At 58.6% G+C, this 25,836-nt stretch carries 27 protein-coding genes and 1 pseudogene; 18 read left to right on the top strand and 10 right to left on the bottom strand.

The features are described from left to right. Positions 1-3: 3 nt before the first annotated feature. Positions 4-528, bottom strand: coding sequence for a KdsC family phosphatase (locus PMI22_RS27040; RefSeq protein WP_007942752.1), 525 nt, complete (start codon positions 526-528; stop codon positions 4-6). Next, a complete protein-coding gene (locus PMI22_RS27045) occupies positions 528-1,502 on the bottom strand; it encodes a KpsF/GutQ family sugar-phosphate isomerase (protein WP_007942750.1) in 975 nt (324 codons plus the stop codon). The genes PMI22_RS27040 and PMI22_RS27045 overlap by 1 nt, the downstream gene beginning before the upstream one ends. Positions 1,503-1,779: 277 nt before the next feature. Here PMI22_RS27045 and PMI22_RS27050 point away from each other — a divergent pair, with 277 nt between their 5' ends. From PMI22_RS27050 to hisC, 10 genes are all read left to right on the top strand, one after another. Beyond that, on the top strand, positions 1,780-2,589 hold the full coding sequence (locus PMI22_RS27050; protein WP_007942749.1) for an ATP-binding cassette domain-containing protein: 810 nt from the start codon (positions 1,780-1,782) through the stop codon (positions 2,587-2,589). Then, the gene (gene mlaE / locus PMI22_RS27055) at positions 2,589-3,386 is read left to right on the top strand and encodes a lipid asymmetry maintenance ABC transporter permease subunit MlaE (protein WP_007942748.1); all 798 of its coding nucleotides are present in this window, start codon (positions 2,589-2,591) and stop codon (positions 3,384-3,386) included. Before PMI22_RS27050 ends, mlaE begins: the two co-directional genes overlap by 1 nt. After that, positions 3,386-3,853, top strand: a complete 468-nt coding sequence (gene mlaD / locus PMI22_RS27060; protein WP_007942747.1) for an outer membrane lipid asymmetry maintenance protein MlaD — start codon at positions 3,386-3,388, stop codon at positions 3,851-3,853. The genes mlaE and mlaD overlap by 1 nt, the downstream gene beginning before the upstream one ends. Positions 3,854-3,864: 11 nt before the next feature. After that, entirely contained in the window at positions 3,865-4,506 is a 642-nt protein-coding gene (locus PMI22_RS27065) for an MlaC/ttg2D family ABC transporter substrate-binding protein (RefSeq protein ID WP_007942743.1), read from the top strand. Continuing rightward, positions 4,503-4,808 carry an STAS domain-containing protein gene (locus PMI22_RS27070; RefSeq protein WP_007942742.1) on the top strand — a complete coding sequence of 102 codons (306 nt, stop codon included), beginning with the start codon at positions 4,503-4,505 and terminating at the stop codon, positions 4,806-4,808. The genes PMI22_RS27065 and PMI22_RS27070 overlap by 4 nt, the downstream gene beginning before the upstream one ends. Positions 4,809-4,921: 113 nt before the next feature. Then, entirely contained in the window at positions 4,922-5,161 is a 240-nt protein-coding gene (locus PMI22_RS27075) for a BolA family protein (RefSeq protein WP_007912386.1), read from the top strand. Positions 5,162-5,183: 22 nt separating this feature from the next. Beyond that, the gene (murA, locus tag PMI22_RS27080) at positions 5,184-6,449 is read left to right on the top strand and encodes a UDP-N-acetylglucosamine 1-carboxyvinyltransferase (RefSeq protein ID WP_007942739.1); all 1,266 of its coding nucleotides are present in this window, start codon (positions 5,184-5,186) and stop codon (positions 6,447-6,449) included. Between the two features lie 143 nt (positions 6,450-6,592). Next, positions 6,593-7,228 carry an ATP phosphoribosyltransferase gene (hisG, locus tag PMI22_RS27085; RefSeq protein ID WP_007942738.1) on the top strand — a complete coding sequence of 212 codons (636 nt, stop codon included), beginning with the start codon at positions 6,593-6,595 and terminating at the stop codon, positions 7,226-7,228. A 124-nt stretch (positions 7,229-7,352) separates the two neighbouring features. Continuing rightward, positions 7,353-8,690 (top strand): histidinol dehydrogenase, encoded by a 1,338-nt coding sequence (hisD, locus tag PMI22_RS27090; RefSeq protein ID WP_007942736.1) that lies wholly within the window; start codon positions 7,353-7,355, stop codon positions 8,688-8,690. A 2-nt stretch (positions 8,691-8,692) separates the two neighbouring features. Beyond that, on the top strand, positions 8,693-9,745 hold the full coding sequence (gene hisC / locus PMI22_RS27095) for a histidinol-phosphate transaminase (protein ID WP_007942734.1): 1,053 nt from the start codon (positions 8,693-8,695) through the stop codon (positions 9,743-9,745). A gap of 76 nt (positions 9,746-9,821) precedes the next feature. Here hisC and PMI22_RS27100 read toward each other — a convergent pair whose 3' ends face one another. The 3 genes and pseudogenes from PMI22_RS27100 to algW all read right to left on the bottom strand — a co-directional run bounded on the left by PMI22_RS27100 (position 9,822) and on the right by algW (position 12,062). Next, positions 9,822-10,250 (bottom strand): hypothetical protein, encoded by a 429-nt coding sequence (locus PMI22_RS27100; RefSeq protein WP_007942733.1) that lies wholly within the window; start codon positions 10,248-10,250, stop codon positions 9,822-9,824. 393 nt (positions 10,251-10,643) lie between these two features. Beyond that, positions 10,644-10,846: pseudogene (locus PMI22_RS32385) on the bottom strand (hypothetical protein); the annotation flags it as partial. 49 nt (positions 10,847-10,895) lie between these two features. Beyond that, positions 10,896-12,062 (bottom strand): Do family serine endopeptidase AlgW, encoded by a 1,167-nt coding sequence (gene algW, locus PMI22_RS27105; RefSeq protein WP_007942732.1) that lies wholly within the window; start codon positions 12,060-12,062, stop codon positions 10,896-10,898. A 102-nt stretch (positions 12,063-12,164) separates the two neighbouring features. Here algW and PMI22_RS27110 point away from each other — a divergent pair, with 102 nt between their 5' ends. From PMI22_RS27110 to cysN, 4 genes are all read left to right on the top strand, one after another. Next, positions 12,165-12,923 (top strand): Nif3-like dinuclear metal center hexameric protein, encoded by a 759-nt coding sequence (locus tag PMI22_RS27110; RefSeq protein ID WP_007942731.1) that lies wholly within the window; start codon positions 12,165-12,167, stop codon positions 12,921-12,923. 254 nt (positions 12,924-13,177) lie between these two features. Beyond that, a complete protein-coding gene (cysD, locus tag PMI22_RS27115; RefSeq protein WP_007942729.1) occupies positions 13,178-14,095 on the top strand; it encodes a sulfate adenylyltransferase subunit CysD in 918 nt (305 codons plus the stop codon). A gap of 104 nt (positions 14,096-14,199) precedes the next feature. After that, a complete protein-coding gene (locus PMI22_RS0128990; protein WP_033048668.1) occupies positions 14,200-14,541 on the top strand; it encodes a four helix bundle protein in 342 nt (113 codons plus the stop codon). Positions 14,542-14,594: 53 nt separating this feature from the next. Further along, entirely contained in the window at positions 14,595-16,493 is a 1,899-nt protein-coding gene (gene cysN, locus PMI22_RS27120; protein WP_007942727.1) for a sulfate adenylyltransferase subunit CysN, read from the top strand. Between the two features lie 185 nt (positions 16,494-16,678). Here cysN and PMI22_RS27125 read toward each other — a convergent pair whose 3' ends face one another. Genes PMI22_RS27125 through PMI22_RS0128985 form a run of 3 tightly spaced genes read right to left on the bottom strand, consistent with a single transcriptional unit; the run spans position 16,679 to position 20,083 of the window. Beyond that, positions 16,679-17,584, bottom strand: coding sequence for an acyltransferase (locus tag PMI22_RS27125; protein ID WP_007942726.1), 906 nt, complete (start codon positions 17,582-17,584; stop codon positions 16,679-16,681). Further along, positions 17,585-19,684, bottom strand: a complete 2,100-nt coding sequence (gene pta / locus PMI22_RS27130; protein ID WP_007942725.1) for a phosphate acetyltransferase — start codon at positions 19,682-19,684, stop codon at positions 17,585-17,587. A gap of 60 nt (positions 19,685-19,744) precedes the next feature. Further along, complete coding sequence (locus PMI22_RS0128985; RefSeq protein WP_033048681.1) at positions 19,745-20,083, bottom strand: DUF3565 domain-containing protein; 339 nt, start codon at positions 20,081-20,083, stop codon at positions 19,745-19,747. Here PMI22_RS0128985 and PMI22_RS27135 point away from each other — a divergent pair. The 3 genes from PMI22_RS27135 to PMI22_RS27145 all read left to right on the top strand — a co-directional run bounded on the left by PMI22_RS27135 (position 20,052) and on the right by PMI22_RS27145 (position 22,401). After that, positions 20,052-20,537, top strand: coding sequence for an FKBP-type peptidyl-prolyl cis-trans isomerase (locus PMI22_RS27135; RefSeq protein ID WP_007942724.1), 486 nt, complete (start codon positions 20,052-20,054; stop codon positions 20,535-20,537). The two genes, PMI22_RS0128985 and PMI22_RS27135, sit on opposite strands and share 32 nt — an antisense overlap. A 122-nt stretch (positions 20,538-20,659) precedes the next feature. Next, on the top strand, positions 20,660-21,142 hold the full coding sequence (locus PMI22_RS27140; RefSeq protein ID WP_007942723.1) for a glutathione peroxidase: 483 nt from the start codon (positions 20,660-20,662) through the stop codon (positions 21,140-21,142). 155 nt (positions 21,143-21,297) lie between these two features. Continuing rightward, positions 21,298-22,401 carry an NADH:flavin oxidoreductase gene (locus PMI22_RS27145; RefSeq protein ID WP_007942722.1) on the top strand — a complete coding sequence of 368 codons (1,104 nt, stop codon included), beginning with the start codon at positions 21,298-21,300 and terminating at the stop codon, positions 22,399-22,401. A 117-nt stretch (positions 22,402-22,518) separates the two neighbouring features. Here the strand turns inward: PMI22_RS27145 and PMI22_RS27150 are convergent, their stop codons facing one another. Beyond that, positions 22,519-23,718: a glycosyltransferase family 4 protein gene (locus PMI22_RS27150; protein WP_007942720.1), complete on the bottom strand. Its 1,200-nt coding sequence runs from the start codon at positions 23,716-23,718 to the stop codon at positions 22,519-22,521. A 40-nt stretch (positions 23,719-23,758) separates the two neighbouring features. Further along, complete coding sequence (gene cysZ, locus PMI22_RS27155) at positions 23,759-24,511, bottom strand: sulfate transporter CysZ (protein WP_007942718.1); 753 nt, start codon at positions 24,509-24,511, stop codon at positions 23,759-23,761. A 313-nt stretch (positions 24,512-24,824) separates the two neighbouring features. Here cysZ and trxB point away from each other — a divergent pair, with 313 nt between their 5' ends. Further along, on the top strand, positions 24,825-25,787 hold the full coding sequence (gene trxB, locus PMI22_RS27160; RefSeq protein WP_007942717.1) for a thioredoxin-disulfide reductase: 963 nt from the start codon (positions 24,825-24,827) through the stop codon (positions 25,785-25,787). Positions 25,788-25,836: the final 49 nt, after the last annotated feature.

The raw sequence follows: 25,836 nt of genomic DNA, 5'->3' as shown, positions 1-25,836 counted from the left end.
GGCTCACAGGTACGCAGCGTTGGCCGCATCGAGGCGGCCCTGGGCGCGCAGGATCAATTCGCAGAATTCGCGAGCGGCACCCTCGCCACCTCGGGCAACGGTAATGCCATGGGCGTTTTCACGCACGAAGCTGGCGGCGTTGGCTACCGCCATGCCCAGGCCGACGCGGCGAATCACCGGCAGGTCCGGCAAGTCGTCACCGAGGTAGGCCACTTGTTCATAGCTTAGGTTGAGTTGAGCCAGAAGCTCGTCCAGTACTACCAGTTTGTCTTCGCGCCCCTGATAAAGGTGGGGAATGCCAAGGTTTTTCGCGCGCCGTTCGACCACCGGGGTTTTGCGGCCGCTGATAATAGCGGTCTGCACGCCCGCTGCCATCAGCATCTTGATGCCTTGGCCATCGAGCGTATTGAACGTCTTGAATTCACTGCCGTCTTCGAGAAAGTACAGGCGCCCGTCAGTCAGCACGCCATCGACGTCGAACACCGCGAGTTTGATCTGTTTGCCGCGTTGCAGCAGGTCCGTGTTCATTACATTACTCCCGCACGCAGCAAATCGTGCATGTTCAAGGCGCCGACCGGACGGTCTTCGCTGTCGACCACGACCAGGGCGTTGATTTTGTGGTCTTCCATGATTTTCAGGGCCTCGGCGGCGAGCATTTCGGCGCGGGCGGTCTTGCCATGAGCGGTCATGACCTGATCGATGGTGGCGCTGTGGATGTCGATGCTGCGATCCAGTGTGCGACGCAAATCACCGTCGGTGAAGATCCCGGCCAATTTACCGTCAGCTTCCAGAATGACGGTCATGCCCAAGCCCTTGCGGGTCATTTCCATCAAGGCGTCTTTAAGCAGGGTGCCGCGCTGAACCTGTGGCAGCTCTTGCCCAGCGTGCATGACATTCTCCACTTTCAGCAGCAGGCGTCGGCCCAGCGCGCCACCGGGGTGGGAAAAGGCGAAGTCTTCAGCGGTAAAGCCGCGCGCCTCCAGCAATGCGACGGCCAGGGCATCGCCCATCACCAGGGCGGCCGTGGTGGAGGAGGTGGGTGCCAGGTTCAGCGGGCAGGCCTCGTGTTCGACGTGAACATTGAGGTTGACCTCGGCGGCCTTGGCCAGCGGGGAATCCGGGTTGCCGGTCACGCTGATCAATTGAATGCCCAGACGCTTGATCAGGGGCAGCAGGGTCACGATTTCATTGGTGGAACCGGAGTTCGAAAGGGCCAGGATGATGTCATCCCGCGTGATCATGCCCATGTCGCCGTGGCTGGCTTCGGCCGGGTGGACGAAAAATGCCGTGGTGCCGGTGCTGGCCAGGGTCGCGGCAATCTTGTTGCCGATGTGTCCTGATTTACCCATGCCCACCACAACCACGCGGCCCTTGCTGGCCAGAATCATCTCGCAAGCGCGTACAAAATCTGCGTCGATGTGGGGCAGCAAGCCTTCTACGGCTTCCAGTTCGAGGCGGATGGTGCGTTGTGCTGATTGAATCAGGTCGCTGGATTGGCTCATGTCAGAAATCGTATAGCCTGATGAAAAGGCGGCGATTATAGCGGTAATGATCAAAACCCTCACGCAAGTTCGTCACGCTTTGGCATTCCCGCTTACACAATCCCCTCTAAACAAGGCTGTTTGCCTGTCATGTTGCTGAACATGGACCGGCGTGGGCCTTGGGCGCATGGCCTTTGCAGTGATATAGTTCGCGGCCAGTTCGGCCTGCCCGGGGAGGTATGTGCTTTCGTCAGAGAGACAGGCGTCCGAGTAAGAGGCTGCATCGCAAGGAGTTTAGATGAGTGCCGATAACGCCTACGCGGTCGAGCTGAAGGGACTGTCCTTCAAGCGCGGTACGCGCAGCATTTTCAATAACGTCGATATCCGTATCCCGCGCGGCAAGGTCACCGGCATCATGGGGCCTTCCGGGTGCGGCAAAACCACGCTGTTGCGGTTGATGGGCGCACAATTGCGTCCGACAAAGGGCGAAGTCTGGGTCAACGGCCAGAACCTGCCGAAGTTGTCGCGCAGTGATCTGTTCGATGCGCGCAAGCACATGGGCGTGCTGTTCCAGAGTGGCGCCCTGTTTACCGACCTTGATGTGTTCGAGAACGTCGCCTTTCCGCTGCGCGTTCATACCGAGCTGCCGGAAGAAATGATCCGTGACATCGTCCTGCTAAAATTGCAGGCGGTGGGCTTGCGTGGCGCCATCGACCTGATGCCTGACGAATTGTCCGGTGGCATGAAGCGTCGTGTAGCGCTGGCCCGGGCGATTGCCCTTGATCCGCAGATTCTCATGTACGACGAGCCTTTTGTCGGCCAGGACCCCATCGCCATGGGCGTGCTGGTGCGCTTGATCCGTCTGCTCAACGATGCGCTGGGTATCACCAGTATCGTGGTGTCCCACGATCTGGCCGAAACCGCGAGCATCGCCGACTACATCTATGTCGTCGGCGAAGGCCAGGTTTTGGGGCAGGGGACTCCCGAAGAGTTGATGAACTCGCAGGAGCCACGGATCCGTCAATTCATGACCGGCGAACCCGACGGTCCGGTCGCATACCACTTTCCAGCGACGGATTACCGCGCAGATCTTCTGGGGAAGCGTTGATGCGCAAGATTTCACTAATAGAGCGCGTGCGCCGGTTTGGCCACGCCGGCATCGACGTGCTGGCGGTGTTCGGTCGTTCGACGATATTCCTGTTTCATGCCTTGCTCGGTCGCGGTGGCATCGGCGGCGGTTTTGGCTTGCTGATCAAGCAACTGCATTCAGTGGGCGTGATGTCCCTGGTGATCATCGTGGTCTCCGGGGTGTTCATCGGGATGGTGCTGGCGCTGCAAGGCTTCAACATTCTGTCGAGCTACGGCTCGGAGCAGGCGGTTGGGCAGATGGTTGCGCTCACGTTGCTGCGAGAACTGGGGCCTGTGGTGACGGCGTTGTTGTTCGCCGGGCGTGCCGGTTCGGCGCTGACTGCCGAAATCGGCAACATGAAATCCACCGAACAGTTGTCCAGTCTGGAAATGATTGGTGTCGACCCGCTCAAATACATTGTTGCCCCGCGCTTGTGGGCCGGCTTCATTTCCCTGCCGGTGCTGGCGATGATCTTCAGCGTGGTGGGTATCTGGGGCGGTTCGTGGGTGGCTGTCGACTGGCTGGGTGTATATGAAGGCTCCTACTGGTCGAACATGCAAAACAGCGTGACGTTCACTGATGATGTGCTCAACGGCATCATCAAAAGCATCGTCTTCGCGTTCGTCGTGACCTGGATCGCCGTATTCCAAGGCTATGACTGCGAACCCACTTCCGAGGGGATCAGTCGTGCCACTACCAAGACCGTGGTGTATGCCTCTTTGGCTGTGCTCGGCCTGGACTTTATTCTGACCGCTTTGATGTTTGGAGATTTCTGATGCAAAACCGCACCCTGGAAATCGGTGTCGGCCTTTTCTTGCTGGCTGGCATCCTGGCTTTGTTGCTGCTGGCGTTGCGGGTGAGCGGTCTGTCCCCGAGTCCGAGCACCGACACCTATAAACTTTATGCTTACTTTGACAATATTGCCGGTTTGACGGTCAGAGCCAAAGTGACCATGGCCGGTGTAACCATCGGCAAGGTCACAGCGATCGATCTGGACCGCGACAGCTTCACCGGTCGGGTGACCATGCAACTGGAAAAGCGCGTAGATAACCTGCCGACTGACTCCACTGCATCTATCCTGACCGCTGGCCTGTTGGGCGAGAAGTACATCGGTATCAGCGTGGGTGGCGAAGAAGCCTTGCTCAAGGAAGGTGGAACCATTCACGACACCCAGTCGTCGCTGGTGCTCGAGGACCTGATCGGTAAATTTTTGCTCAATACTGTAAGCAAAGAAGCCAAATGAGGAGCTTTTGAATGATCTCTACCTTGCGACGTGGCCTGTTGATAGTACTCGCGGCACTGCCGTTGATGGCTAACGCCGTAGCGGCGCCTTCCGCGCACGATCTGGTACAGGACACCACCAACCGGATGCTGGCCGATCTGAAGGCCAACAAAGAGAAGTACAAGCAGGACCCCCAGGACTTTTATACGGCGCTGAACACGATCGTCGGGCCTGTGGTGGATGCCGAGGGTATTTCCAAGAGCATCATGACGGTCAAGTATTCAAAAAAAGCCACGCCGGCGCAGATGAAAACCTTCGAAGAGAACTTCAAGAGGGGCCTGTTCCAGTTTTATGGCAATGCGTTGCTTGAGTACAACAACCAGGGCATCACCGTTGACCCCGCCAAAGACGAGTCTGGCGATCGCACCAGCGTTGGCATGACCGTAATAGGTAGTAGTGGCGCGATCTATCCTGTGTCTTACACACTGGAAAAAATCAATGGCGAGTGGAAGCTGCGCAACGTGATCATCAACGGGATCAACATCGGCAAGCTGTTCCGTGATCAGTTCGCTGATGCGATGCAGCGCAATGGCAACGACCTGGACAAGACCATCAATGGTTGGGCCGGGGAAGTCGCCAAAGCCAAGGCAACCACCGAGACTCAGGCCCAATGAGTGTGTCGGCCATTCGCATGAGCGAATCCGGCGAGCTGCGGTTGAGTGGCATGCTGGACTATCTCACCGGCCCGGATCTGCGCAAGCAGGGACAGGCGCTGATCAAGTCCAGCGCAGCGACTGAACTGGTGGTTGATTGTTCGGCAGTATCGAAGTCCAGCAGCGTCGGCTTGTCGCTGCTGCTGTGCTTCATGCGCGATGCAGAGGCGGCCGGCAAGGCGCTGAGCATTCGCGGGATGCCAGAAGACATGCGTGAAATCGCTCAGGTCAGCGAATTGACCGAGCTGTTGGCGCACCCCTGACCGCATCTATAAGCAAGCCCCCCGTCAGAGTCCTGCTTAGCGGGGTTCGCAGGCGCGGGGCTTTTTTGTATGATGTCCGACCCGTGCGCACAGGGCGCCGATTGAGGTTGAGCATGCAGGCCGTAGAAGTGAAGAGCTTCCTTGAAGGAAAGCTGCCCGGAACGTTGGTAGAAGTCGAGGGCGAAGGCTGCAATTTCCAGCTGAATGTGATTAGCGATGAACTGGCGGCGTTGAGCCCGGTGAAGCGTCAGCAGCAGATCTATGCCCATTTGAACCCATGGATCACCGATGGCAGCATCCATGCGGTCACTATGAAATTTTTCAGCAGCGCGGCCTGGGCCGAGCGCACCTGAGCCCAAGGGCGTCGAGATTCTTATGGATAAATTGATTATTACCGGTGGCGTTCGTCTTGATGGCGAAATCCGCATCTCCGGGGCAAAGAACTCTGCCCTGCCGATCCTCGCTGCCACCCTGCTGTGTGATGGCCCGGTGACCGTGGCCAACCTGCCGCACCTGCACGACATCACCACGATGATCGAGCTGTTTGGTCGCATGGGCATCGAGCCGGTGATCGACGAGAAGCTCAGCGTCGAAATCGACCCGCGCACGATCAAGACCCTGATCGCACCGTACGAGCTGGTTAAAACCATGCGTGCGTCGATCCTGGTACTTGGTCCGATGGTTGCCCGTTTCGGCGAAGCCGAAGTCGCACTGCCTGGCGGTTGCGCCATCGGTTCGCGTCCGGTTGACCTGCACATCCGTGGCCTTGAAGCCATGGGCGCGGTCATCGACGTCGAAGGCGGCTACATCAAGGCCAAGGCGCCAGAAGGCGGCTTGCGCGGCGCGAACTTCTTCTTCGATACCGTCAGCGTGACCGGTACCGAAAACATCATGATGGCGGCTGCGCTGGCCAAGGGTCGCAGTGTGTTGGCAAACGCCGCACGCGAGCCAGAAGTGGTCGATCTGGCCAACTTCCTGAACGCCATGGGTGCCAAGGTTTCCGGCGCTGGCACCGACACCATCACCATCGATGGCGTCGAGCGTCTGCACACCACCACTTACAAAGTGATGCCCGACCGAATCGAAACCGGTACTTATCTGGTTGCTGCTGCCGTGACCGGCGGCCGTGTAAAGGTCAAGGACACCGATCCGACCATCCTCGAAGCCGTGCTTGAGAAACTCAAGGAATCGGGTGCTGAAATCACCTGCGGCGAAGACTGGATCGAGCTGAACATGCACGGCAAGCGGCCCAAAGCCGTCAACGTGCGGACCGCTCCATACCCGGCGTTCCCGACCGACATGCAAGCGCAGTTCATCTCCCTCAACGCCATTGCCGAAGGTACGGGCGCTGTGATCGAGACGATCTTCGAAAACCGCTTCATGCACGTTTACGAACTGCACCGCATGGGCGCCAAGATCCAGGTCGAAGGCAACACTGCCATCGTTACTGGCACCGAGACGCTCAAAGGCGCGCCAGTCATGGCCACCGACCTGCGTGCTTCGGCCAGCCTGGTCATCTCGGCGCTGATCGCTGAAGGCGATACCCTGATCGACCGCATCTACCACATCGACCGTGGTTACGAGTGCATCGAAGAGAAACTGCAAATGCTCGGCGCCAAGATTCGCCGCGTACCGGGCTAGTTTCTGCTGCATGGGCACAGGGACGTGCCCGCTGGATTTGTTTCAAATCGGGGCTGACTTTTCATTATTGAGAAAGCCTCGATGTGTGTCCGGCGCCGTTTGCGACCGGGCATAAGATTCCTGATTAAGGACTGACGTTTCCCATGTTGACCATCGCACTGTCCAAGGGCCGCATCCTTGACGACACCCTGCCGCTTCTGGCTGAAGCGGGCATCGTGCCGACCGAGAATCCGGACAAGAGCCGCAAGCTGATCATTCCCACGACCCAGCCTGATGTACGTCTGCTGATCGTGCGCGCCACCGACGTGCCGACGTATGTCGAGCATGGTGCCGCGGACCTCGGCGTCGCCGGTAAAGATGTGCTGATGGAATATGGCGGCCAGGGCCTGTACGAGCCTTTGGACCTGCGAATTGCCCTCTGCAAGCTGATGACCGCCGGCCGTGTCGGCGATGTCGAGCCCAAGGGCCGTCTGCGGGTGGCGACCAAATTCGTCAACGTCGCCAAGCGTTACTACGCCGAGCAGGGCCGTCAGGTCGACATCATCAAGCTTTACGGCTCGATGGAGCTGGCGCCGCTGATCGGTCTGGCGGACAAGATCATCGACGTGGTCGACACCGGTAACACCCTGCGCGCCAATGGCCTGGAACCCCAGGACTTCATTGCCGACATCAGCTCGCGTCTGATCGTCAACAAAGCTTCGATGAAAATGCAGCACGCCCGTATCCAGGCGTTGATCGACACCCTGCGCAAGGCAGTGGAGTCTCGACACCGCGGCTGATTTACCTGCGCGACCTTGAGTCGCGCCGTCTATCCGCCTCATAGCCAGAATTCTCAGGTGCCCAAGCGGATCGAATGTTAGCTTCGGGCGCCTGAGTTTTTGCCAATCCTATGAGGCTCTCGCTATGACCGCACCGACTGCAATTCGCCGACTCAACGCTGCTGACCCGGGTTTCGCACATCATCTGGATCATCTGCTGAGCTGGGAAAGTGTGTCTGACGACTCGGTCAATCAGCGGGTGCTGGACATCATCAAAGCCGTGCGCGAGCGTGGCGATGCCGCACTGGTGGAATTCACCCAGAAGTTCGACGGCCTGGAAGTCGCCTCGATGGCCGACTTGATACTGCCGCGCGAACGTCTGGAACTGGCGCTGACCCGAATCACCGTGCCGCAGCGCGAAGCACTGGAAAAAGCCGCAGCCCGCGTGCGCAGCTACCACGAAAAACAGAAACAGGATTCCTGGACCTACACCGAAGCCGATGGCACCGTGCTGGGCCAGAAGGTCACGCCGCTGGACCGTGCCGGTCTGTATGTACCGGGCGGCAAGGCATCGTATCCGTCCTCGGTGTTGATGAACGCGATCCCGGCCAAAGTGGCTGGCGTGACCGAAGTGGTCATGGTTGTGCCGACCCCGCGCGGTGAAATCAACGAACTGGTGCTGGCAGCGGCCTGCATTGCCGGCGTTGACCGGGTGTTCACCATCGGTGGCGCGCAAGCGGTTGCCGCACTGGCTTACGGCACCGAAAGCGTGCCGAAGGTCGACAAAGTGGTCGGCCCGGGCAACATCTATGTCGCCACCGCCAAGCGTCACGTGTTTGGTCAGGTCGGTATCGACATGATCGCCGGCCCGTCCGAGATTCTCGTGGTGTGCGACGGCCAGACCGATCCGGACTGGATCGCCATGGACCTGTTCTCCCAGGCCGAACACGATGAAGACGCCCAGGCGATTCTGGTCAGCCCGGATGCCGAGTTCCTCGACAAGGTTGCCGCGAGCATCAACAAATTGATGCCGACCATGGAGCGTGCCGGGATCATCGCAACCTCGATCAATGGCCGTGGCGCGCTGATCAAGGTGCGTGACATGGAGCAAGCCATCGAAGTGGCCAACCGCATTGCGCCGGAACACCTGGAATTGTCGGTCGCAGATCCGCAAGCCTGGTTGCCGCAGATCCGCCACGCGGGCGCGATCTTCATGGGGCGTCACACCAGCGAAGCCTTGGGCGATTACTGCGCCGGTCCGAACCACGTGTTGCCAACTTCCGGCACCGCGCGTTTCTCCTCTCCGCTGGGGGTTTACGATTTCCAGAAGCGCTCGTCGATCATCTTCTGCTCCGAGCAGGGGGCGTCCGAACTGGGCAAGACCGCTTCCGTGCTGGCCCGTGGCGAGTCGCTGACGGCCCACGCCCGCAGCGCCGAATACCGCATCATTGACGCGCTCTCCAATAAAGAGCAGGGGAAGTGAACATGAGTAAATTCTGGAGCCCCTTCGTCAAAAGCCTGGTGCCCTACGTGCCGGGCGAACAGCCGAAACTGATGAAACTGGTGAAGCTCAACACCAATGAAAACCCCTACGGTCCATCGCCTAAAGCCTTGGCCGCCATGCAGACCGAACTGAACGACAACCTGCGTTTGTACCCGGACCCGAACAGCGATGTGCTCAAGCAGGCTGTTGCCAGGTACTACGGCGTCCAGGGCAACCAGGTGTTCCTCGGCAACGGTTCCGATGAAGTCCTGGCGCACATCTTTCACGGGTTACTGCAACACGATCAGCCACTGTTGTTCCCGGATATCAGCTACAGCTTCTATCCGGTTTACTGCGGGTTGTATGGCATCCAGTTCGACGCCGTGCCGCTGGACGAGCAATTCCAGATCAACCCGTCCGACTACGCCAAGCCGAACGGCGGGATCATCTTCCCGAACCCGAACGCCCCCACCGGTTGCCTGCTGGCGCTGGATGCCGTCGAGCAAATTCTCAAGGCCAGCCCGGATTCGGTGGTCGTGGTGGATGAGGCTTATATCGACTTCGGCGGCGAGACGGCCATCAGCCTGGTCGACCGTTATCCAAACCTGCTGGTGACGCAGACCCTGTCCAAGTCCCGTTCGCTGGCCGGCCTGCGGGTTGGCCTGGCGGTGGGGCATCCGGACCTGATCGAGGCGCTGGAACGGATCAAGAACAGCTTCAACTCTTATCCGCTGGATCGTCTGGCGATTGTGGGAGCTGCGGCGGCGTTCGAGGATCGCGAGTACTTCGACAAGACGTGCCGGCTGGTCATCGATAGCCGTGACAAGGTGGTTGGACAGTTGGAGACGAAGGGGTTTGAGGTGTTGCCGTCGGCGGCGAACTTCATTTTCGCCCGTCACCCGAAGCACGATGCGGCTGGCCTCGCGGCGAAGTTGCGTGAGCAGGGCGTGATTGTTCGGCACTTCAAGCAGGAGCGGATTGCTCAGTTCCTGCGGATCAGCATTGGCACGCCAGAGCAGAATCAGGCACTGATCGACGGTCTCTGTGATTTGTAGAAATCATTGCGGCAATTGTCGTACCGACCAAGCTCAATTATCGTGAGCTTGGTCAGGCTGCTCTTGGCGTACTTACTCAGCGGCTTGCGTCAAATGTGCCAGAGACTTTTCGAGGTGGTTGTTCGGTTGTAATGAAGTCGAACACACCGGTGGCTCGGCTCACGCCGCTGTTTGATGTCAATGTTATTTTTATTGTGCCGGTTTTAGCGAAGAGGTTGGTTGTTCCATTGCTGTAAGACCATTGAAGATTGCTTTGGGTTGGGGTTGGGGTTGGGAAAGGGTAGACTAATGTTACCTCTTTGTTTTCTACGACGCCCTGGGGAAAGCCAATAGCAAGATGATAGTTCGAAGATATATTAGCAATGATCATTCCGCCAGGGTTCTCACCTGCGAACTTGTGTAGTAACACGTCTTTAGAAAGAAAATCGGGTTCGCGCTCAATGGTGGCCGTAAAGGTGCCCATCTTTTGGGCGTTATTTTCTGTTACAGGATTAAGACTGGTCACGAGTGCAGCTCCTTTAGTTGTAAATAGTAAGTTTTATTCTGTGATTCTGCCTTTTGCGATATGAACGGTAACCTTGGAGTGGTTCGAGGGCTACTGTCAGAAATGACAGCTGCTTAGCTTGATTTGAAATAAGCATTGTTGAGTGAGGTTAGTAATCGTCGCAGTACTTATTGTTACTCATGATTCGATTCGTTGATAAAATTCATTGAGTAGAACAGACCTCGGCTGGAAGTAACCTGGTTGTTGTTTATCGGGACTTGTGTCTGAGTCGATATCACATTTAACCCTCCATTACCCACCAGGGTCACGGTGACGTTTTCGCAGGCCCTGCGAAACGCCAGCAGGTCAACGGTGGGGTTGGCCGGTAACCGCCCAGATATTTGAACTCACGGCAGGAACCATGCAAACGGACTGCGGGACGTCGCGTTTCGCGGTATCGGTTTTAGTCGCGTTGGAGGAGCGAATGGCGCGGTAACCCGCCGATGGGATTCGTAGTCGCAAGTAACGCTGAAGGTGTTCAGTTCGAGGGTGTCGGACTCTTCGGCGAAGACAGTATCTCGAAACAGGCCGAGGGCAAGACTTGCCACAGCGGCCATTGTTCAAGACGACATGTCTGCTGTTAGCCCACAATCCTTGGGCTAATGCTTACTCTTTTTCTTTCTCTTTGACCGGCGCCGGCGCTGGCGGCGGACGCAGGCCGATCTCGGCCGTGAGCTTCAGTTCTTTGCCGTTACGCATCACCTGAATCGTGACCTTGTCCGTCGGCTTGATCCGCGCGACCTGGTTCATCGAGCGGCGACCATCACCTGCGGGCTCACCGTCGATAGAGAGAATCACATCTCCCAATTGCAGGCCGGCCTTCTGCGCCGGGCCATCCCGGAAAATCCCCGCGACCACAATCCCCGGACGTCCCGACAGACCGAACGACTCCGCCAGTTCCTGACTCAAGGGCTGCACTTCAATGCCCAGCCAGCCGCGAATCACCTGGCCGTGCTCGATGATCGACTTCATCACTTCCATGGCCAGTTTGACCGGGATCGCAAATCCGATGCCTTGCGAGCCGCCGGACTTGGAGAAAATCGCGGTGTTGATGCCGGTCAGGTTGCCATTGGCGTCCACCAGCGCACCACCGGAGTTGCCGGGGTTGATCGCGGCGTCAGTCTGGATGAAATCTTCGTAGTTGTTCAGGCCCAACTGATTACGCCCGGTGGCACTGATGATGCCCATTGTCACGGTCTGGCCGACACCAAACGGGTTGCCAATGGCCAGAGCCACATCGCCGATGCGGATGTTGTCGGAACGGCCGATAGTGATAGAAGGAAGGTTCTTCAGATCAATCTTCAGGACCGCAAGGTCGGTTTCCGGGTCGCTGCCGATCACCCGGGCCAGGGTTTCGCGGCCATCCTTGAGCGCCACCACGATCTGGTCGGCACCCGTGGTCACATGGTTGTTGGTCAGCAAGTAGCCTTCCGGGCTCATGATTACGCCGGAGCCGAGGCTCGATTCCATGCGCTTCTGCTTGGGCGAGTTGTCGCCGAAGAAGCGGCGGAACTGCGGGTCTTCAAACAGCGGATGGCTTGGTTTGTTGATGACCTTGGTGGTGTACAGATTGACCACCGACGGCGCGGCCGTGGTGACGGCATCGGCGTAAGACACGGGCCCCTGTTGTACGGTGGTGGTTTGAGGTGCTTGCTGCAAATTCACGTCTAGGCTGGGAAGCCCGACCCACTCCGGGTAACGCTGAATTATCAAAAGAGCGATAAGCACGCCGGCCAATAGCGGCCAGCCGGAAAAACGCAGCGCCTTGAGCATTAAGCACGTCCTGAAAGGTTGCAGGCGGAATGAGACCGCCCATAATGTCGCGCATTATACGAGGCCAAGCACGCCTCTGAACGGGATATTTAGGAGTCTTTTATGGCCGTCGCCCTGAGCACCCTGGTCGAAGAAGCCGACCGTTACCTCGCCAGCGCCAAAATCGCTGATTACTGCCCTAACGGCTTGCAGGTCGAAGGCCGGCCGCAAGTAATGCGTATCGTCAGCGGCGTCACCGCCAGCCAGGCGCTGCTGGACGCAGCCGTCGAAGCCCAGGCCGATCTGGTGCTGGTGCATCACGGTTATTTCTGGAAAGGCGAAAACCCGTGCATCACCGGCATGAAGCAGCGTCGGTTGAAAACCTTGCTCAAGCACGACATCAGCCTGCTGTCCTACCATTTGCCGCTGGACCTGCACCCGGAAGTCGGGAACAACGTGCAACTGGCCCGGCAGTTGGACATCACCGTCGAAGGCCCGCTGGATCCGGAAAATCCTAAAGTTGTTGGCCTGGTCGGTTCGTTGAGCGAGCCGATGACGCCGCGTGATTTCGCCCGTCGTGTTCAGGAAGTCATGGGCCGCGAGCCGCTGCTGATCGAAGGCAGCGCGACGATTCGCCGGGTCGGCTGGTGCACCGGTGGCGGCCAGGGCTACATCGACCAGGCGGTGTTGGCCGGTGTCGATCTGTACCTCAGTGGCGAGGCCTCCGAGCAGACTTTCCATAGTGCACGGGAAAACGACATCAGTTTCATCGCCGCCGGCCATCACGCTACCGAGCGTTATGGTGTACAGGCGCTGGGCGATTATCTGGCACGCCGGTTTGCCCTCGAACACATCTTCATCGATTGCCCGAATCCGATCTGAATCAGCCCCTATCCACTGTGGGAGCGAGACCGGCTTGCCGGCGATGGCTGCATAACATTCGACATTGATGTGACTGACGCACCGCTATCGCGAGCAGGCTCACTCCCACATGACTCAGTACACCCGAACAGGCAGGTATATTCATATACCCTTTCGATCTAGCTGGCGTCCTGATTAGAAGAGGTCGCTGTGCTAGGATTCCTCGCTCGAACACGGCCCGCTGGCCGTCCATAAGATCGTTTTCGTGAGTAGCCATGGTCGACAAACTGACGCATCTGAAACAGCTGGAGGCCGAAAGCATCCACATCATCCGCGAGGTCGCCGCCGAGTTCGATAACCCGGTGATGCTGTACTCCGTCGGTAAAGACTCCGCCGTGATGCTGCACCTTGCGCGCAAGGCGTTCTTCCCGGGCAAACTTCCGTTTCCGGTGATGCATGTCGACACCCAGTGGAAGTTCAAGGAAATGTACGCGTTCCGCGACCGCATGGTCGAAGAACTCGGCCTGGACCTGCTGGTGCACGTCAACCCTGACGGGGTTGCGCAGGGCATCAACCCGCTGACCCACGGCAGTGCCAAGCACACCGACATCATGAAAACCGAAGGCCTCAAGCAGGCCCTCGACAAGTATGGTTTCGACGCCGCTTTCGGTGGCGCCCGCCGCGACGAAGAGAAGTCCCGTGCCAAAGAGCGCGTGTATTCCTTCCGTGATACCAAGCACCGCTGGGACCCGAAAAACCAGCGCCCGGAGCTCTGGAACGTCTACAACGGCAACGTCAACAAGGGCGAATCGATCCGCGTGTTCCCGTTGTCGAACTGGACCGAACTGGACATCTGGCAGTACATCTACCTCGAAGGCATCCCGATTGTGCCGCTGTATTTCGCCGCCGAGCGCGACGTTATCGAGATGAACGGCACCTGGATCATGATCGACGACGAACGCCTGCTCAATCACCTGAGTGATGAAGACAAGGCGCGCATCGTCAAGAAGAAGGTCCGGTTCCGTACGCTCGGCGACTACCCGCTGACCGGTGCGGTCGAGTCCGAGGCGACCAGCCTGACCGACATCATTCAGGAAATGCTCCTGACGCGAACTTCCGAACGCCAGGGCCGGGTCATCGACCACGATGGCGCAGGCTCGATGGAAGAAAAGAAACGGCAGGGGTATTTCTAAGCTTTGAGTTACAAGCGGCAAGCTGCAAGTTAAGGGCGGTATGCGTAACGTTGTGGTTTGGTGCTTGTGGCCAGTTGCTGCGAGCCGTGATCGGGTTACTCGTTATGGACTTCGAGAGACTGGTTGTTTGGCAGCGTAGCAAGTGTTTGGCGGTGGGTATTTATAGAGAGTTTGCGCGTTGCCGGGACTTTGGTTTCAAGGATCAAATCAGCCGGTCCGCACTTTCGATACCTTCCAATATTGCTGAAGGCATGGAACGGCGTAGTTCAAAGGAAAAAGTACGTTTTCTTTGGATCGCCAAGGCTTCCTGTGGGGAGTTACGCACCCAACTCCTCATTGCCCGTGAAATTGCATACATCGCCGATCCACTGGCTGAAAATTGGATTACAGAAACTCGCGAGCTTTCAAAAATGCTCTGCGGCTTGATCAACAAAATTTCTGACTAGCTGTACGCCGACAAGCTTGCCGCTTGAAGCTTACAGCTCGGAGCTTAACCCCAATGAGCCACCAATCCGATTTGATCAGCGAGGACATCCTCGCCTACCTGGGCCAGCACGAACGCAAGGAAATGCTGCGCTTTCTGACCTGTGGCAACGTCGATGACGGCAAGAGCACCCTGATCGGGCGCCTGCTGCACGACTCCAAGATGATTTACGAAGATCACCTGGAAGCCATTACCCGCGACTCGAAGAAAGTCGGCACCACCGGCGATGACATTGATCTGGCGTTGCTGGTCGACGGCTTGCAGGCCGAGCGTGAGCAGGGCATCACCATCGATGTCGCTTACCGGTACTTCTCCACCGCCAAGCGCAAATTCATCATTGCCGACACCCCCGGCCATGAGCAGTACACCCGCAACATGGCCACGGGTGCATCCACCTGTGACCTGGCGATCATCCTGGTCGATGCCCGTTACGGCGTGCAGACCCAGACCCGTCGCCACAGCTTTATCGCCTCGTTGCTGGGTATCAAACACATCGTGGTCGCCATCAACAAGATGGACCTCAATGGCTTCGACGAAAAAGTCTTCGAGTCGATCAAGTCCGATTACCTGAAGTTCGCCGAAGGCATCGCCTTCAAGCCGACCACCATGGCCTTCGTGCCGATGTCGGCGCTCAAGGGCGACAACGTTGTGAACAAGTCCGAGCGCTCGCCGTGGTACACCGGCCAGTCGCTGATGGAAATTCTTGAAACCGTCGAAATCGCCAGCGACCGCAATTACGCCGACCTGCGTTTCCCGGTGCAGTACGTCAACCGTCCGAACCTGAACTTCCGTGGTTTCGCCGGCACCCTGGCCAGCGGCGTCGTGCACAAGGGCGACGAAGTGGTTGTGCTGCCGTCGGGCAAGAGCAGCCGCGTGAAATCCATCGTCACCTTTGAAGGTGAGCTGGAGCACGCAGGTCCGGGTCAGGCTGTGACGCTGACCATGGAAGACGAAATCGACATCTCCCGCGGCGACTTGCTGGTGCATGCCGACAACCTGCCGCAAGTGACTGACGCCTTCGACGCCATGCTGGTGTGGATGGCCGAAGAGCCGATGCTGCCGGGCAAGAAATACGACATCAAACGCGCCACGACGTACGTGCCGGGTTCGATCACCAGCATCGTCAACCGCGTTGACGTGAACACTCTGGAAGAAGGTCCGGCCAGCGCCTTGCAGCTAAACGAGATCGGTCGGGTCAAGATCAGCCTGGACGCCGCTATCGCGCTGGACGGTTACGCGAGTAACCGCACCACCGGTTCGTTCATCGTCATCGATCGTTTGACCAATGGCACCGTCGCGGCCGGCATGATCATCGCTCAGCCGGTGGCGCATGGCAGCAGCACGCACCACGGCAAGCTTGCTCACGTCGCTACCGAAGAACGCGCCCAGCGCTTCGGCCAGCAACCGGCCACCGTGTTGTTCAGCGGCTTGTCGGGCGCCGGCAAAAGCACCCTGGCCTACGCGGTTGAACGCAAGCTGTTCGACTTGGGCCGCGCGGTGTTTGTACTCGATGGCCAGAACCTGCGTCACGACCTGAACAAAGGTCTGCCACAGGATCGCGCCGGACGTACCGAGAACTGGCGTCGTGCGGCGCACGTTGCTCGTCAGTTCAACGAGGCCGGTCTGTTGACCCTGGCTGCATTCGTAGCGCCTAGCGCCGAAGGCCGCGTGCAGGCTCGGGAGCTGATCGGCAAGGAGCGTTTGCTGACCGTTTACGTGCAGGCGTCGCCGACTGTTTGCGCCGAGCGTGATCCGCAAGGGTTGTACGCCGCTGGTGGCGACAACATCCCGGGCGACTCCTTCCCGTACGACGTACCGCTGGACGCAGACCTCGTGGTCGACACCCAGTCGCTGTCGCTGGAAGAAAGCGTCAAGCAAGTGCTGGATCTGTTGCGTCAGCGCGGCGCGATCTAAGGTAGAAGCAGCGACAAGCTTTTAGCTTCAAGCTGCAAGAAAAAACCCGCCGATGAGTGATCATCGGCGGGTTTTTTGTGTCCTTCAGATCGCCATCGCGGGCAAGCCCGCTCCCACAATTTCAGTGTTTACCGTAGATCAACTGTGGGAGTGAGCCTGCTCGCGATGAGGCCAGTACAGGCACCTCAAGACTTGGCCGGATACTCCCGATGCATCTGCTCCAGCTGCGCATCCTTGTCCAGCCACAGCTGATTGATCCACCCCTGAAACTGCAATCGATACTCCCCATCCTGGTCGTAGTTCTTGCCGATAAACTGCGGCGGAATCTTCAGTTCCTGAAAATGCACAACAACGTCCTTCACATTCCCGCAGAGCAAATCCCAATACCCCGGACGCCCGCCCGGATAGTGAATCGTCACGTTGACGATGGACTCCAGCTGCTCACCCATGGCATCCAGCACAAACGCAATGCCGCCAGCCTTGGGTTTAAGCAAATACTTGAATGGTGATTTCTGCTGCGCATGTTTTCCTTCGGTGAAGCGTGTGCCCTCAACGAAATTGAAAATCCCCACCGGGCTATTACGAAACTTCGCGCAGGTTTTTCGGGTGGTTTCCAGGTCTTTGCCTTTCTTCTCCGGGTGCTTTTCCAGATACGCCTTGGAGTAGCGCTTCATGAACGGAAAGCCCAGCGTCCACCACGCCAGACCAATCACCGGTACCCAGATCAGCTCTTGCTTGAGAAAAAACTTCAATGGCTGGATGCGGCGATTGAGCACGTATTGCAGCACCATGATGTCGACCCAGCTCTGGTGGTTGCTGGTGATCAGATAGGAGTGCTGATAGTCCAGACCTTCCAGGCCACTGAGGTGCCAGCGGGTACGGTAAACCAGGTTCATCCACGCTTTGTTGTTACTGATCCATGCCTCATGGGTGTGGCTCATCAACCAGAGCGTGAAGCGTTGTGTGATGGCGAATGGCAGCACCTTGAAAATCGCCACGCAGAACAGAAACGAGCAAAGCAAAATGGTATTGAGGGCCAACAACAACGAGGCAATCACGCCGCGTATGGCGGCAGGCAAAAAATCCAGCATTTAAATATCCATAGGTCGGTTGGCAGCCTGGATCGCGGTCAATGCGATCGTGTAGACGATGTCATCGACTTGCGCACCGCGCGGCAGGTCGTTCACCGGTTTGCGCAAGCCTTGCAGCATCGGGCCGAGGCTCACGCAGTCAGCGCTGCGCTGCACGGCTTTGTGGGTGGTATTGCCGGTGTTCAGGTCGGGGAACACGAACACCGTGGCGCGACCGGCGACCTGGCTGTTGGGTGCCAATTGCCGGGCCACGGTTTCGTTGGCGGCGGCGTCGTACTGCAACGGACCGTCGATCAGCAGCGAGTTTTGCTGCTCGTGGGCGAGCAACGTCGCTTCACGCACTTTCTCGACTTCTTCACCGCTGGCGGACTCACCACTGGAGTAGCTGATCATCGCCACGCGCGGGGTGATGCCGAACGCGGCAGCCGAGTCGGCGCTTTGCAGGGCGATTTCGGCCAGTTCGCTGGCGCTCGGATGCGGGTTCATCACGCAGTCGCCGTAGACCAGCACTTCTTCGGGGAACAGCATGAAGAACACGGACGATACCAAGGTGCAGCCCGGCGCCGTTTTAATCAGCTGCAGGGCCGGGCGGATCGTGTTGGCCGTGGAGTGAATGACGCCAGAGACGAGGCCGTCGACTTCATCCAGCGCCAGCATCATGGTGCCGATCACCACGGTGTCTTCCAGTTGCTGCTCGGCCATCGGCGCGTTGAGGCTTTTGCTTTTGCGCAGGGCGACCATCGGCTCGATGTAGCGTTCGCGAACCAGGTCCGGGTCAAGAATCTCGAGCCCCGGTGGCAGCTCGATACCTTGAGCGCGAGCCACGGCTTCGACGTCCGCCGGTTTGGCCAACAGTACGCAACGGGCAATGCCACGCGCCTGACAGATCGCCGCCGCTTGCACGGTCAGCGGCTCACTGCCTTCTGGCAGCACGATGCGTTTGTTGGCCGCCTGGGCGCGCTGGATCAATTGGTAGCGGAACACGGCGGGCGACAGGCGCATTTCACGCGGGGTGCCGCAGCGCTGGTGCAGCCAGTTGGCATCTAGGTGGCTGGCGACGAAATCGGTGATGATCTCCGCGCGCTCGCGGTCGTCGATCGGGATTTCCTTGTTCAAACCGTTCAACTGATTGGCGGTGTCGTAGGAGCCGGTGCTCACCGACAATACCGGCAAACCCGCCTGCAACGCGCCACGGCACAGGTCCATGATGCGTGGGTCGGGGAGGGTGTCGCTGGTCAGCAGCAGGCCGGCCAATGGCACGCCGTTCATGGCCGCGAGGCTGACGGCAAGAATGATGTCGTCACGATCACCGGGGGTTACCACCAGCACACCGGGCTTGAGCAGCTCCACGGTGTTGCGCATGGTACGGGCGCAGATGATGATGTTGGTCATGCGCCGGGTTTCGTAATCTCCGGCATTAAGGATTTGTGCGCCCATCAAATCCGCCACGTCGCGAGTGCGCGGGGCGTTCAATTCCGGCCGGAACGGAATGCAGCCCAGCAGACGGAAATCACCGCTGCGCAGCAATGGCGAGTGTTCCTTCATGCGCGTGGCGAAGACGTCCATGCTTTCGTCGGTCTTCACCTTGTTGAGGATCACACCGAGGACTTTCGGGTCTTTCGGGCCACCGAACAATTGCGCCTGTAATTCCACGCGGCCAGAAAGCTCAGTCAGGGCTTCGCTTTCCGGCGCAGAGACCAGAATCACGTCGGCATCGAGGCTTTTGGCCAAATGCAGGTTGACCCGCGCGGCGTAGCTGGCGCTGCGGGTCGGGACCATGCCTTCGACGACCAGCACATCTTTGCCGATGGCGGCTTGCTGATAGAGGGTGATGATTTCTTCGAGCAGCTCATCCAGTTGACCATCGCCGAGCATGCGCTCGACGTGTGCCAGGCCCAGCGGCTGAGGCGGCTTCAAGCCGTGGGTGCGGGCTACCAGTTCGGTGGAACGTTCCGGGCCGGTGTCACCCGGATGTGGCTGGGCAATCGGTTTGAAGAAACCGACCTTGAGGCCCGCACGCTCAAGTGTGCGTACCAGCCCGAGGCTGATGGAGGTCAGACCCACACCAAAGTCGGTGGGTGCAATAAAAAAAGTTTGCATGCGGATTCTCTGGAGGTGCATGGCAATGGTGACGATCTATGTCTGGTCGTCTACCGAAATTCAGTCGTCAAGGTTATCGCTAACCGGGCCTTGTGCGCACCAACCGCAATCAAAGGGCTGGCCTATTTTTTCAATACGTTGCGCGGGGTCCAGGACCCAGGCGCGCGATTGCCACGGTGGCTGGTGGCGCAGGTGCTGGGTGTGGCCGCAGGAAAGCTCGGCCACCCAATGCCCGTCCTCATCCTGATGGAAGCCGGTGACCGTTACGCCAGGCGCCTCGAACCTTCCGTCCGGGTTCTGTTCGCTTTCGGACGATTGCTTCGCTAAACTTGGCCTTTCTTCATTCTTATGCAAAAGGTCTCGCCCCATGCTGATCGCCGCCAATAAGGCTGTCTCCATCGACTATACCCTGACCAACGACGCTGGTGAGGTCATCGACAGCTCCGCCGGTGGCGCGCCGCTGGTCTACCTGCAAGGCGCAGGTAACATCATCCCGGGCCTGGAAAAGGCTCTGGAAGGCAAAGCAGTCGGCGACGAGCTGACCGTAGCCGTTGAACCTGAAGATGCCTACGGCGAATACGCTGCCGAACTGGTCAGCACCCTGAGCCGCAGCATGTTCGAAGGCGTCGATGAACTGGAAGTGGGTATGCAGTTCCACGCTTCCGCTCCGGATGGCCAGATGCAGATCGTCACCATTCGTGATCTGGACGGCGACGATGTCACCGTTGACGGCAACCACCCGTTGGCTGGTCAGCGCCTGAATTTCAAGGTCAAAATCATCGACATCCGTGACGCCAGCCAGGAAGAAATCGCTCATGGTCACGTCCATGGCGAAGGTGGCCATCACCACTGATTTTCTGCGCTAAGCTCAGAGAACTGGAGAGGCGCCCGAGGGCGCCTTTTTAGTCCGCGGCTGTCCTTGGTGGCATTACCAAGTGGCTGTTTCGAGAAGAACACGGGAATTTGGAGTTCGTCATGAGTGCTTTTCACGACCTTAAGTTGACAGCCTTGGATGGACAGGAACTACCGCTGGCGCCCTTCAAGGGGCAAGTCGTGCTGGTGGTTAACGTCGCCTCCAAATGTGGCTTGACCCCACAGTACGCGGCGCTGGAAAACCTTTACCAGCAATACAAAGGTAAAGGTTTCAGCGTGCTGGGCTTGCCTTGCAACCAGTTTGCCGGGCAGGAGCCAGGTTCCGAGAAAGAGATTCAGGAGTTTTGTAGCCTCAACTATGGCGTGACTTTTCCGTTGTCCAGCAAGCTGGAAGTCAACGGTCATGAACGTCATCAGTTGTATCGCCTGCTGGCGGGCGAGGGTGCGGAATTCCCGGGTGACATTACCTGGAACTTCGAAAAATTCCTGCTGGGCAAGGACGGCCGTGTACTGGCGCGGTTTTCGCCCCGTACGGCGCCGGATGATCCGACGATCGTTCATGCGATTGAAAAAGCGCTGAGCTGACCCTCAAAAATCGCAGCCCTCGGGCTGCGATTTTTTATGTCTGCCTTTTGACCCTTAATCACCTGGATCAATAGTGCTGGGCATCGCTCGCCACTGCGCATATTATCGCCGTCATAAAATATGATCCCGTCGATATCGTTTTCGTGGAGTGCCTCATGCCCGTTAAAGCCCTGTTCAAACCGTTCCATCTCGGCACCCTTGAACTGCCGACCCGTGTCGTCATGGCGCCGATGACCCGTTCTTTTTCGCCGGGTGGGGTACCTAACTCCAAAGTGATCGAGTACTACCGTCGCCGCGCCGCTGCCGGCGTGGGTCTGATCATCACCGAAGGCACGACCGTCGGTCACAAAGCCTCGAACGGCTACCCGAACGTGCCGCATTTCTATGGTGAAGCAGCGCTGGCCGGCTGGAAGAAAGTCGTCGACGCCGTGCATGCCGAAGGCGGCAAGATCGTGCCACAGCTATGGCACGTCGGCAGTGTGCGCCGTATCGGCACAGAGCCGGATGCGAGCGTCCCGGGTTACGGCCCGTCGGAAAAACTCAAGGACGGTCAGGTCGTGGTTCACGGCATGACCAGGCAAGACATTCAGGACGTGATCGCCGCGTTCGCCCAAGCTGCCAAAGATGCCCAGAGCATTGGCATGGACGGCGTGGAAATCCACGGCGCCCATGGTTATCTGGTCGACCAGTTCTTCTGGGAAGGCAGCAACCAGCGCACCGACGAATACGGTGGTGATCTGGCCAACCGTTCACGCTTCGCGATCGAACTGATCCAGGCCGTGCGTGCAGCGGTCGGCGAAGGTTTTCCGATCATCTTCCGCTTCTCCCAGTGGAAGCAGCAGGATTACACCGCGCGTCTGGTGCAAACCCCAGAAGCGCTGGGTGAGTTCCTCAAGCCGTTGTCCGAGGCTGGCGTGGACATTTTCCATTGCTCGACACGCCGTTTCTGGGAGCCGGAATTCGACGGCTCCGAGCTGAACCTGGCGGGCTGGACCCGCAAGCTTACCGGCAAGCCGACCATCACCGTGGGCAGCGTTGGCCTGGATGGCGAGTTCCTGCAATTCATGGTCAACACCGACAAGATCGCCCAACCGGCGAGCCTGGAAAAACTGCTGGAACGCTTGAATAACGACGAATTCGACCTGGTGGCCGTCGGTCGTGCCTTGTTGGTAGACCCGGACTGGGCGCAGAAAGTACGCGACGGGCGTGAAGAAGACATCCTGCCTTTCAGCCGTGAGGCGTTGATGACCCTGGTTTAAGCGGCAGCAGGAAGGACCCCTTCGCGAGCAGGCTCGCTCCCACAGGTTTTGTGAACGACACAGAACCACTGTGGGAGCGAGCCTGCTCGCGAAAGCGGATTCAAAGTCACCAAAGGGTCAGGATAAAGTCTGTGCCTCAGGAACCAACAACTCCCCGGCACAAGCCCCTCGCAACTGCCCCTCAAACTGTTCGATAATCGCCGCCCAACCCTGTCGGCTCGCATGCTGGCGCGCATTCAATCGCACGCAACGCAAGGTCTCACGCTTTTCCAGCAGCCACGCTGCCGCATCGCAAAACGCCTCTTCATCCCCCGGCATCGCCAACACGCCGTTGTAGCCATGGCGAATATGTTGGGCCGCTGCCGCCTGGTCGTATGCCACCACTCCCAAACCTGACGCCAATGCCTCAAGCACCACGTTACCAAAGGTTTCGGTCATGCTCGGAAACAGAAACACATCGCCGGACGCGTAGTGACTGGCTAACGCTTCGCCGCGATGTGCGCCACAGAAAACAGCCTCGGGCAGTTCCTGCTCCAGCGCCGCTCGTTGAGGGCCGTCGCCAATCACGATCAAGCGTAGGTGGCGCTGTGGAAAAGTGGCTTTCAGTACGCCGAAACTACGCTTGAGCAAGCCCAGGTTTTTCTCGGGAGCCAAACGCCCGACATGAATGACCGCAATGTCATCCTCGGCCAGCCCCCATTGTTCGCGCAGCGATGTCAGCCTTTTGCTCGGGTGAAACAATTTGCTGTCGACACCCCGGGAGAGCAATGCCAGACGCTCGAAATGCCGACGCTCAAGCTCCAGCCGCTGGCTGGGGCTCGGCACCAGTGTCAGGGTCGAACGGTTGTGGAACCAGCGCAGATAGTGAGTCAGCAATCTGGTCAGCATCCCCAGCCCGTATTGACTGGAGTACTGCTGAAAGTTGGTGTGAAAGCCGCTGACCACCGAGATCCCCAATCGCCGTGCTGCGCGTAATGCGGACAACCCCAAGGGCCCTTCGGTGGCGATGTACAGCACGTCCGGGCGATGGCGCGTCCAGCGCCTTAACAGCTTGTGCATCGACGACTGGCCCCATTGCAAACCGGGATAACCCGGCAGCGGCCAGCCGCGACACAACAGCAAATCATCGTTGTTGCTCAGCTGCTGATCACACACCTGGCGTGGCCGCACCAACTCCACCTGATGCCCGCGCGCGCGCAAGCCGTCGCACAAACGGCCAAGGGTATTGGCCACGCCGTTGATTTCCGGTGGGAATGTTTCAGTGATGAGGGTGATATGCAGAGCTGTCGTCATGACCTCAGTGTCGGCTGAGGCCATGTCGGCATTGTGGCGCTTTGATGATGGATTTATGACCCGTTCAGCGCTGGGTTACGAGATTCTCCGCGCCGCGCTCACGCACCCAGAACAACGTCGCCCCGGCCACGGCGGCCGGCATCATCAGGATGTTCACCACTGGGATCAGCAGCACCAGATACACGCTGCCGCCGAAACTCATACTCTGCCAGCGCTTCTCGCGCAGCCAGGCGAGCATCTCGTTCCAGCCCAGTTTGTGGTTGTCTGCCGGGTAGTCGATGTACTGGATCGCCATCATCCACACCCCGAACAGCAGCCACAGCGGTGCGGCAATGATGTTCACCACCGGGATGAAGGACAGGATGAACAGCCCGATGGCCCGTGGCAGGAAGTAGCCGAGTTTGCGCATCTCCCGAGCCAGGGTGCGCGGGACCATGGCGGTCAGCTCACCCCAGCTGAAGGCCGGGAAGTCGTCGGTGCCACGCACCACCACTTCGACTTTTTCCGCGAGGAAGCCGTTGAACGGCGCGGCGATGACGTTGGCGAGCATGGTGAAGGTGAAAAACACCATCAACACCACCAGCACCACAAAAATCGGCCAGAGGATGTAACTGAGAAAATTCAGCCAGTCGGGCAAGGTCGGCATCAGCGTATCGACCCACAGGCTGAATTGATGGCCGGCCAGATAAATCAATCCGACGAACAGCACCAGGTTGATTGCCAGCGGCAATAACACGAATAAACGCAAGCTGGGGCTCAGAACCAGCTTGAGGCCTTCGCGCAGGTATTGCGGTCCGGACAGGACAGGTGCGGGCATAACGTGCTCCGGGCAGAGGGAAACGCGCCGACCTTACCGGCTTTGCCGGAAGGGGGAAAGCGCAGCAGTGGAATCGACATTCACTGTAACAAAGACGTCTTTATAGTCTCGTCGGTGGGATAGAGACCACCTATGAGCTGGATTGTTAAACCGTATTTCCTTAATCTTCGCCCCCTCGATACGCTGCACCCAATCTTTTTGCAGGACTGTCGTACTCAAGCCTTCCCCAAGGTTTACCACGGTTCTTTTTTATTCCCGCCGGCAACCCGGCGTTCCGCGCCCGGTATTCAGGGCCGGTCAACAGGAGCAGGTCATGTCTGAAGCCCGTCATTCGCGAGTGATTATTCTCGGTTCCGGCCCTGCCGGTTACAGCGCTGCGGTCTATGCCGCCCGTGCCAACCTCAAGCCACTGCTGATCACCGGCATGCAAGCCGGCGGTCAACTGACCACCACCACCGAAGTCGACAACTGGCCGGGCGATGTCCACGGTCTGACCGGCCCGGCGTTGATGGAGCGCATGAAAGAACACGCCGAGCGCTTTGAAACCGAGATCGTTTTCGATCACATCAATGCCGTGGATTTCGCTTCCAAGCCGTACACCCTGGTCGGCGACAGCGCGACGTACACCTGCGACGCTCTGATCATCGCCACCGGCGCCAGCGCTCGTTACCTGGGCCTGCCGTCCGAAGAAGCATTCATGGGCAAAGGCGTTTCGGCCTGCGCGACCTGCGACGGTTTCTTCTATCGCAACAAGCCTGTGGCTGTGGTCGGCGGCGGCAACACCGCTGTTGAAGAAGCCCTGTACCTGGCCAATATCGCCAACAAAGTGACCCTGATCCACCGCCGCGAAACCTTCCGCGCCGAGAAGATCCTGATCGACAAGCTCAATGCCCGGGTTGCCGAAGGCAAGATCGAGTTGAAATTGAACTCGAACCTGGACGAAGTCCTGGGCGACAACATGGGTGTGACCGGTGCTCGCCTGAAGAACAACGACGGCAGCTTCGACGAGCTGAAAGTCGACGGCGTGTTCATCGCCATCGGCCACACCCCGAACACCTCGTTGTTCGAAGGTCAGCTGACGCTGAAAGACGGTTATCTGGTGGTGCAAGGCGGTCGTGAAGGCAACGCGACGGCGACCAGCGTCGAAGGTATCTTTGCCGCCGGTGACGTGGCTGACCACGTTTACCGTCAGGCCATCACCTCGGCCGGTGCCGGCTGCATGGCCGCACTCGACACCGAGCGTTACCTGGACGACCTGCAGAACGCCACGTTCTGAGATCGTTGAATTGAAAAAACCGGCCTCGCAGACTGTGTGAAAACACGCT

The sequence above is a fragment of the Pseudomonas sp. GM21 genome (genome assembly GCF_000282215.1).
GTDB lineage: Bacteria > Pseudomonadota > Gammaproteobacteria > Pseudomonadales > Pseudomonadaceae > Aquipseudomonas.
Note: the sequence above shows the minus strand (reverse complement) of the source record. Positions and strands in the feature narration are given on the sequence as shown.

What these genes read in the sequence shown, in the direction of transcription:
- PMI22_RS27040 (WP_007942752.1), bottom strand. Translation starts at nt 528, where the DNA reads ATGAACACGGACCTGCTGCAACGCGGCAAACAGATCAAACTCGCGGTG.
- PMI22_RS27045 (WP_007942750.1), bottom strand. Translation starts at nt 1,502, where the DNA reads ATGAGCCAATCCAGCGACCTGATTCAATCAGCACAACGCACCATCCGC.
- PMI22_RS27050 (WP_007942749.1), top strand. Translation starts at nt 1,780, where the DNA reads ATGAGTGCCGATAACGCCTACGCGGTCGAGCTGAAGGGACTGTCCTTC.
- mlaE (WP_007942748.1), top strand. Translation starts at nt 2,589, where the DNA reads ATGCGCAAGATTTCACTAATAGAGCGCGTGCGCCGGTTTGGCCACGCC.
- mlaD (WP_007942747.1), top strand. Translation starts at nt 3,386, where the DNA reads ATGCAAAACCGCACCCTGGAAATCGGTGTCGGCCTTTTCTTGCTGGCT.
- PMI22_RS27065 (WP_007942743.1), top strand. Translation starts at nt 3,865, where the DNA reads ATGATCTCTACCTTGCGACGTGGCCTGTTGATAGTACTCGCGGCACTG.
- PMI22_RS27070 (WP_007942742.1), top strand. Translation starts at nt 4,503, where the DNA reads ATGAGTGTGTCGGCCATTCGCATGAGCGAATCCGGCGAGCTGCGGTTG.
- PMI22_RS27075 (WP_007912386.1), top strand. Translation starts at nt 4,922, where the DNA reads ATGCAGGCCGTAGAAGTGAAGAGCTTCCTTGAAGGAAAGCTGCCCGGA.
- murA (WP_007942739.1), top strand. Translation starts at nt 5,184, where the DNA reads ATGGATAAATTGATTATTACCGGTGGCGTTCGTCTTGATGGCGAAATC.
- hisG (WP_007942738.1), top strand. Translation starts at nt 6,593, where the DNA reads ATGTTGACCATCGCACTGTCCAAGGGCCGCATCCTTGACGACACCCTG.
- hisD (WP_007942736.1), top strand. Translation starts at nt 7,353, where the DNA reads ATGACCGCACCGACTGCAATTCGCCGACTCAACGCTGCTGACCCGGGT.
- hisC (WP_007942734.1), top strand. Translation starts at nt 8,693, where the DNA reads ATGAGTAAATTCTGGAGCCCCTTCGTCAAAAGCCTGGTGCCCTACGTG.
- algW (WP_007942732.1), bottom strand. Translation starts at nt 12,062, where the DNA reads ATGCTCAAGGCGCTGCGTTTTTCCGGCTGGCCGCTATTGGCCGGCGTG.
- PMI22_RS27110 (WP_007942731.1), top strand. Translation starts at nt 12,165, where the DNA reads ATGGCCGTCGCCCTGAGCACCCTGGTCGAAGAAGCCGACCGTTACCTC.
- cysD (WP_007942729.1), top strand. Translation starts at nt 13,178, where the DNA reads ATGGTCGACAAACTGACGCATCTGAAACAGCTGGAGGCCGAAAGCATC.
- PMI22_RS0128990 (WP_033048668.1), top strand. Translation starts at nt 14,200, where the DNA reads ATGGACTTCGAGAGACTGGTTGTTTGGCAGCGTAGCAAGTGTTTGGCG.
- cysN (WP_007942727.1), top strand. Translation starts at nt 14,595, where the DNA reads ATGAGCCACCAATCCGATTTGATCAGCGAGGACATCCTCGCCTACCTG.
- PMI22_RS27125 (WP_007942726.1), bottom strand. Translation starts at nt 17,584, where the DNA reads ATGCTGGATTTTTTGCCTGCCGCCATACGCGGCGTGATTGCCTCGTTG.
- pta (WP_007942725.1), bottom strand. Translation starts at nt 19,684, where the DNA reads ATGCAAACTTTTTTTATTGCACCCACCGACTTTGGTGTGGGTCTGACC.
- PMI22_RS27135 (WP_007942724.1), top strand. Translation starts at nt 20,052, where the DNA reads ATGCTGATCGCCGCCAATAAGGCTGTCTCCATCGACTATACCCTGACC.
- PMI22_RS0128985 (WP_033048681.1), bottom strand. Translation starts at nt 20,083, where the DNA reads ATGGAGACAGCCTTATTGGCGGCGATCAGCATGGGGCGAGACCTTTTG.
- PMI22_RS27140 (WP_007942723.1), top strand. Translation starts at nt 20,660, where the DNA reads ATGAGTGCTTTTCACGACCTTAAGTTGACAGCCTTGGATGGACAGGAA.
- PMI22_RS27145 (WP_007942722.1), top strand. Translation starts at nt 21,298, where the DNA reads ATGCCCGTTAAAGCCCTGTTCAAACCGTTCCATCTCGGCACCCTTGAA.
- PMI22_RS27150 (WP_007942720.1), bottom strand. Translation starts at nt 23,718, where the DNA reads ATGGCCTCAGCCGACACTGAGGTCATGACGACAGCTCTGCATATCACC.
- cysZ (WP_007942718.1), bottom strand. Translation starts at nt 24,511, where the DNA reads ATGCCCGCACCTGTCCTGTCCGGACCGCAATACCTGCGCGAAGGCCTC.
- trxB (WP_007942717.1), top strand. Translation starts at nt 24,825, where the DNA reads ATGTCTGAAGCCCGTCATTCGCGAGTGATTATTCTCGGTTCCGGCCCT.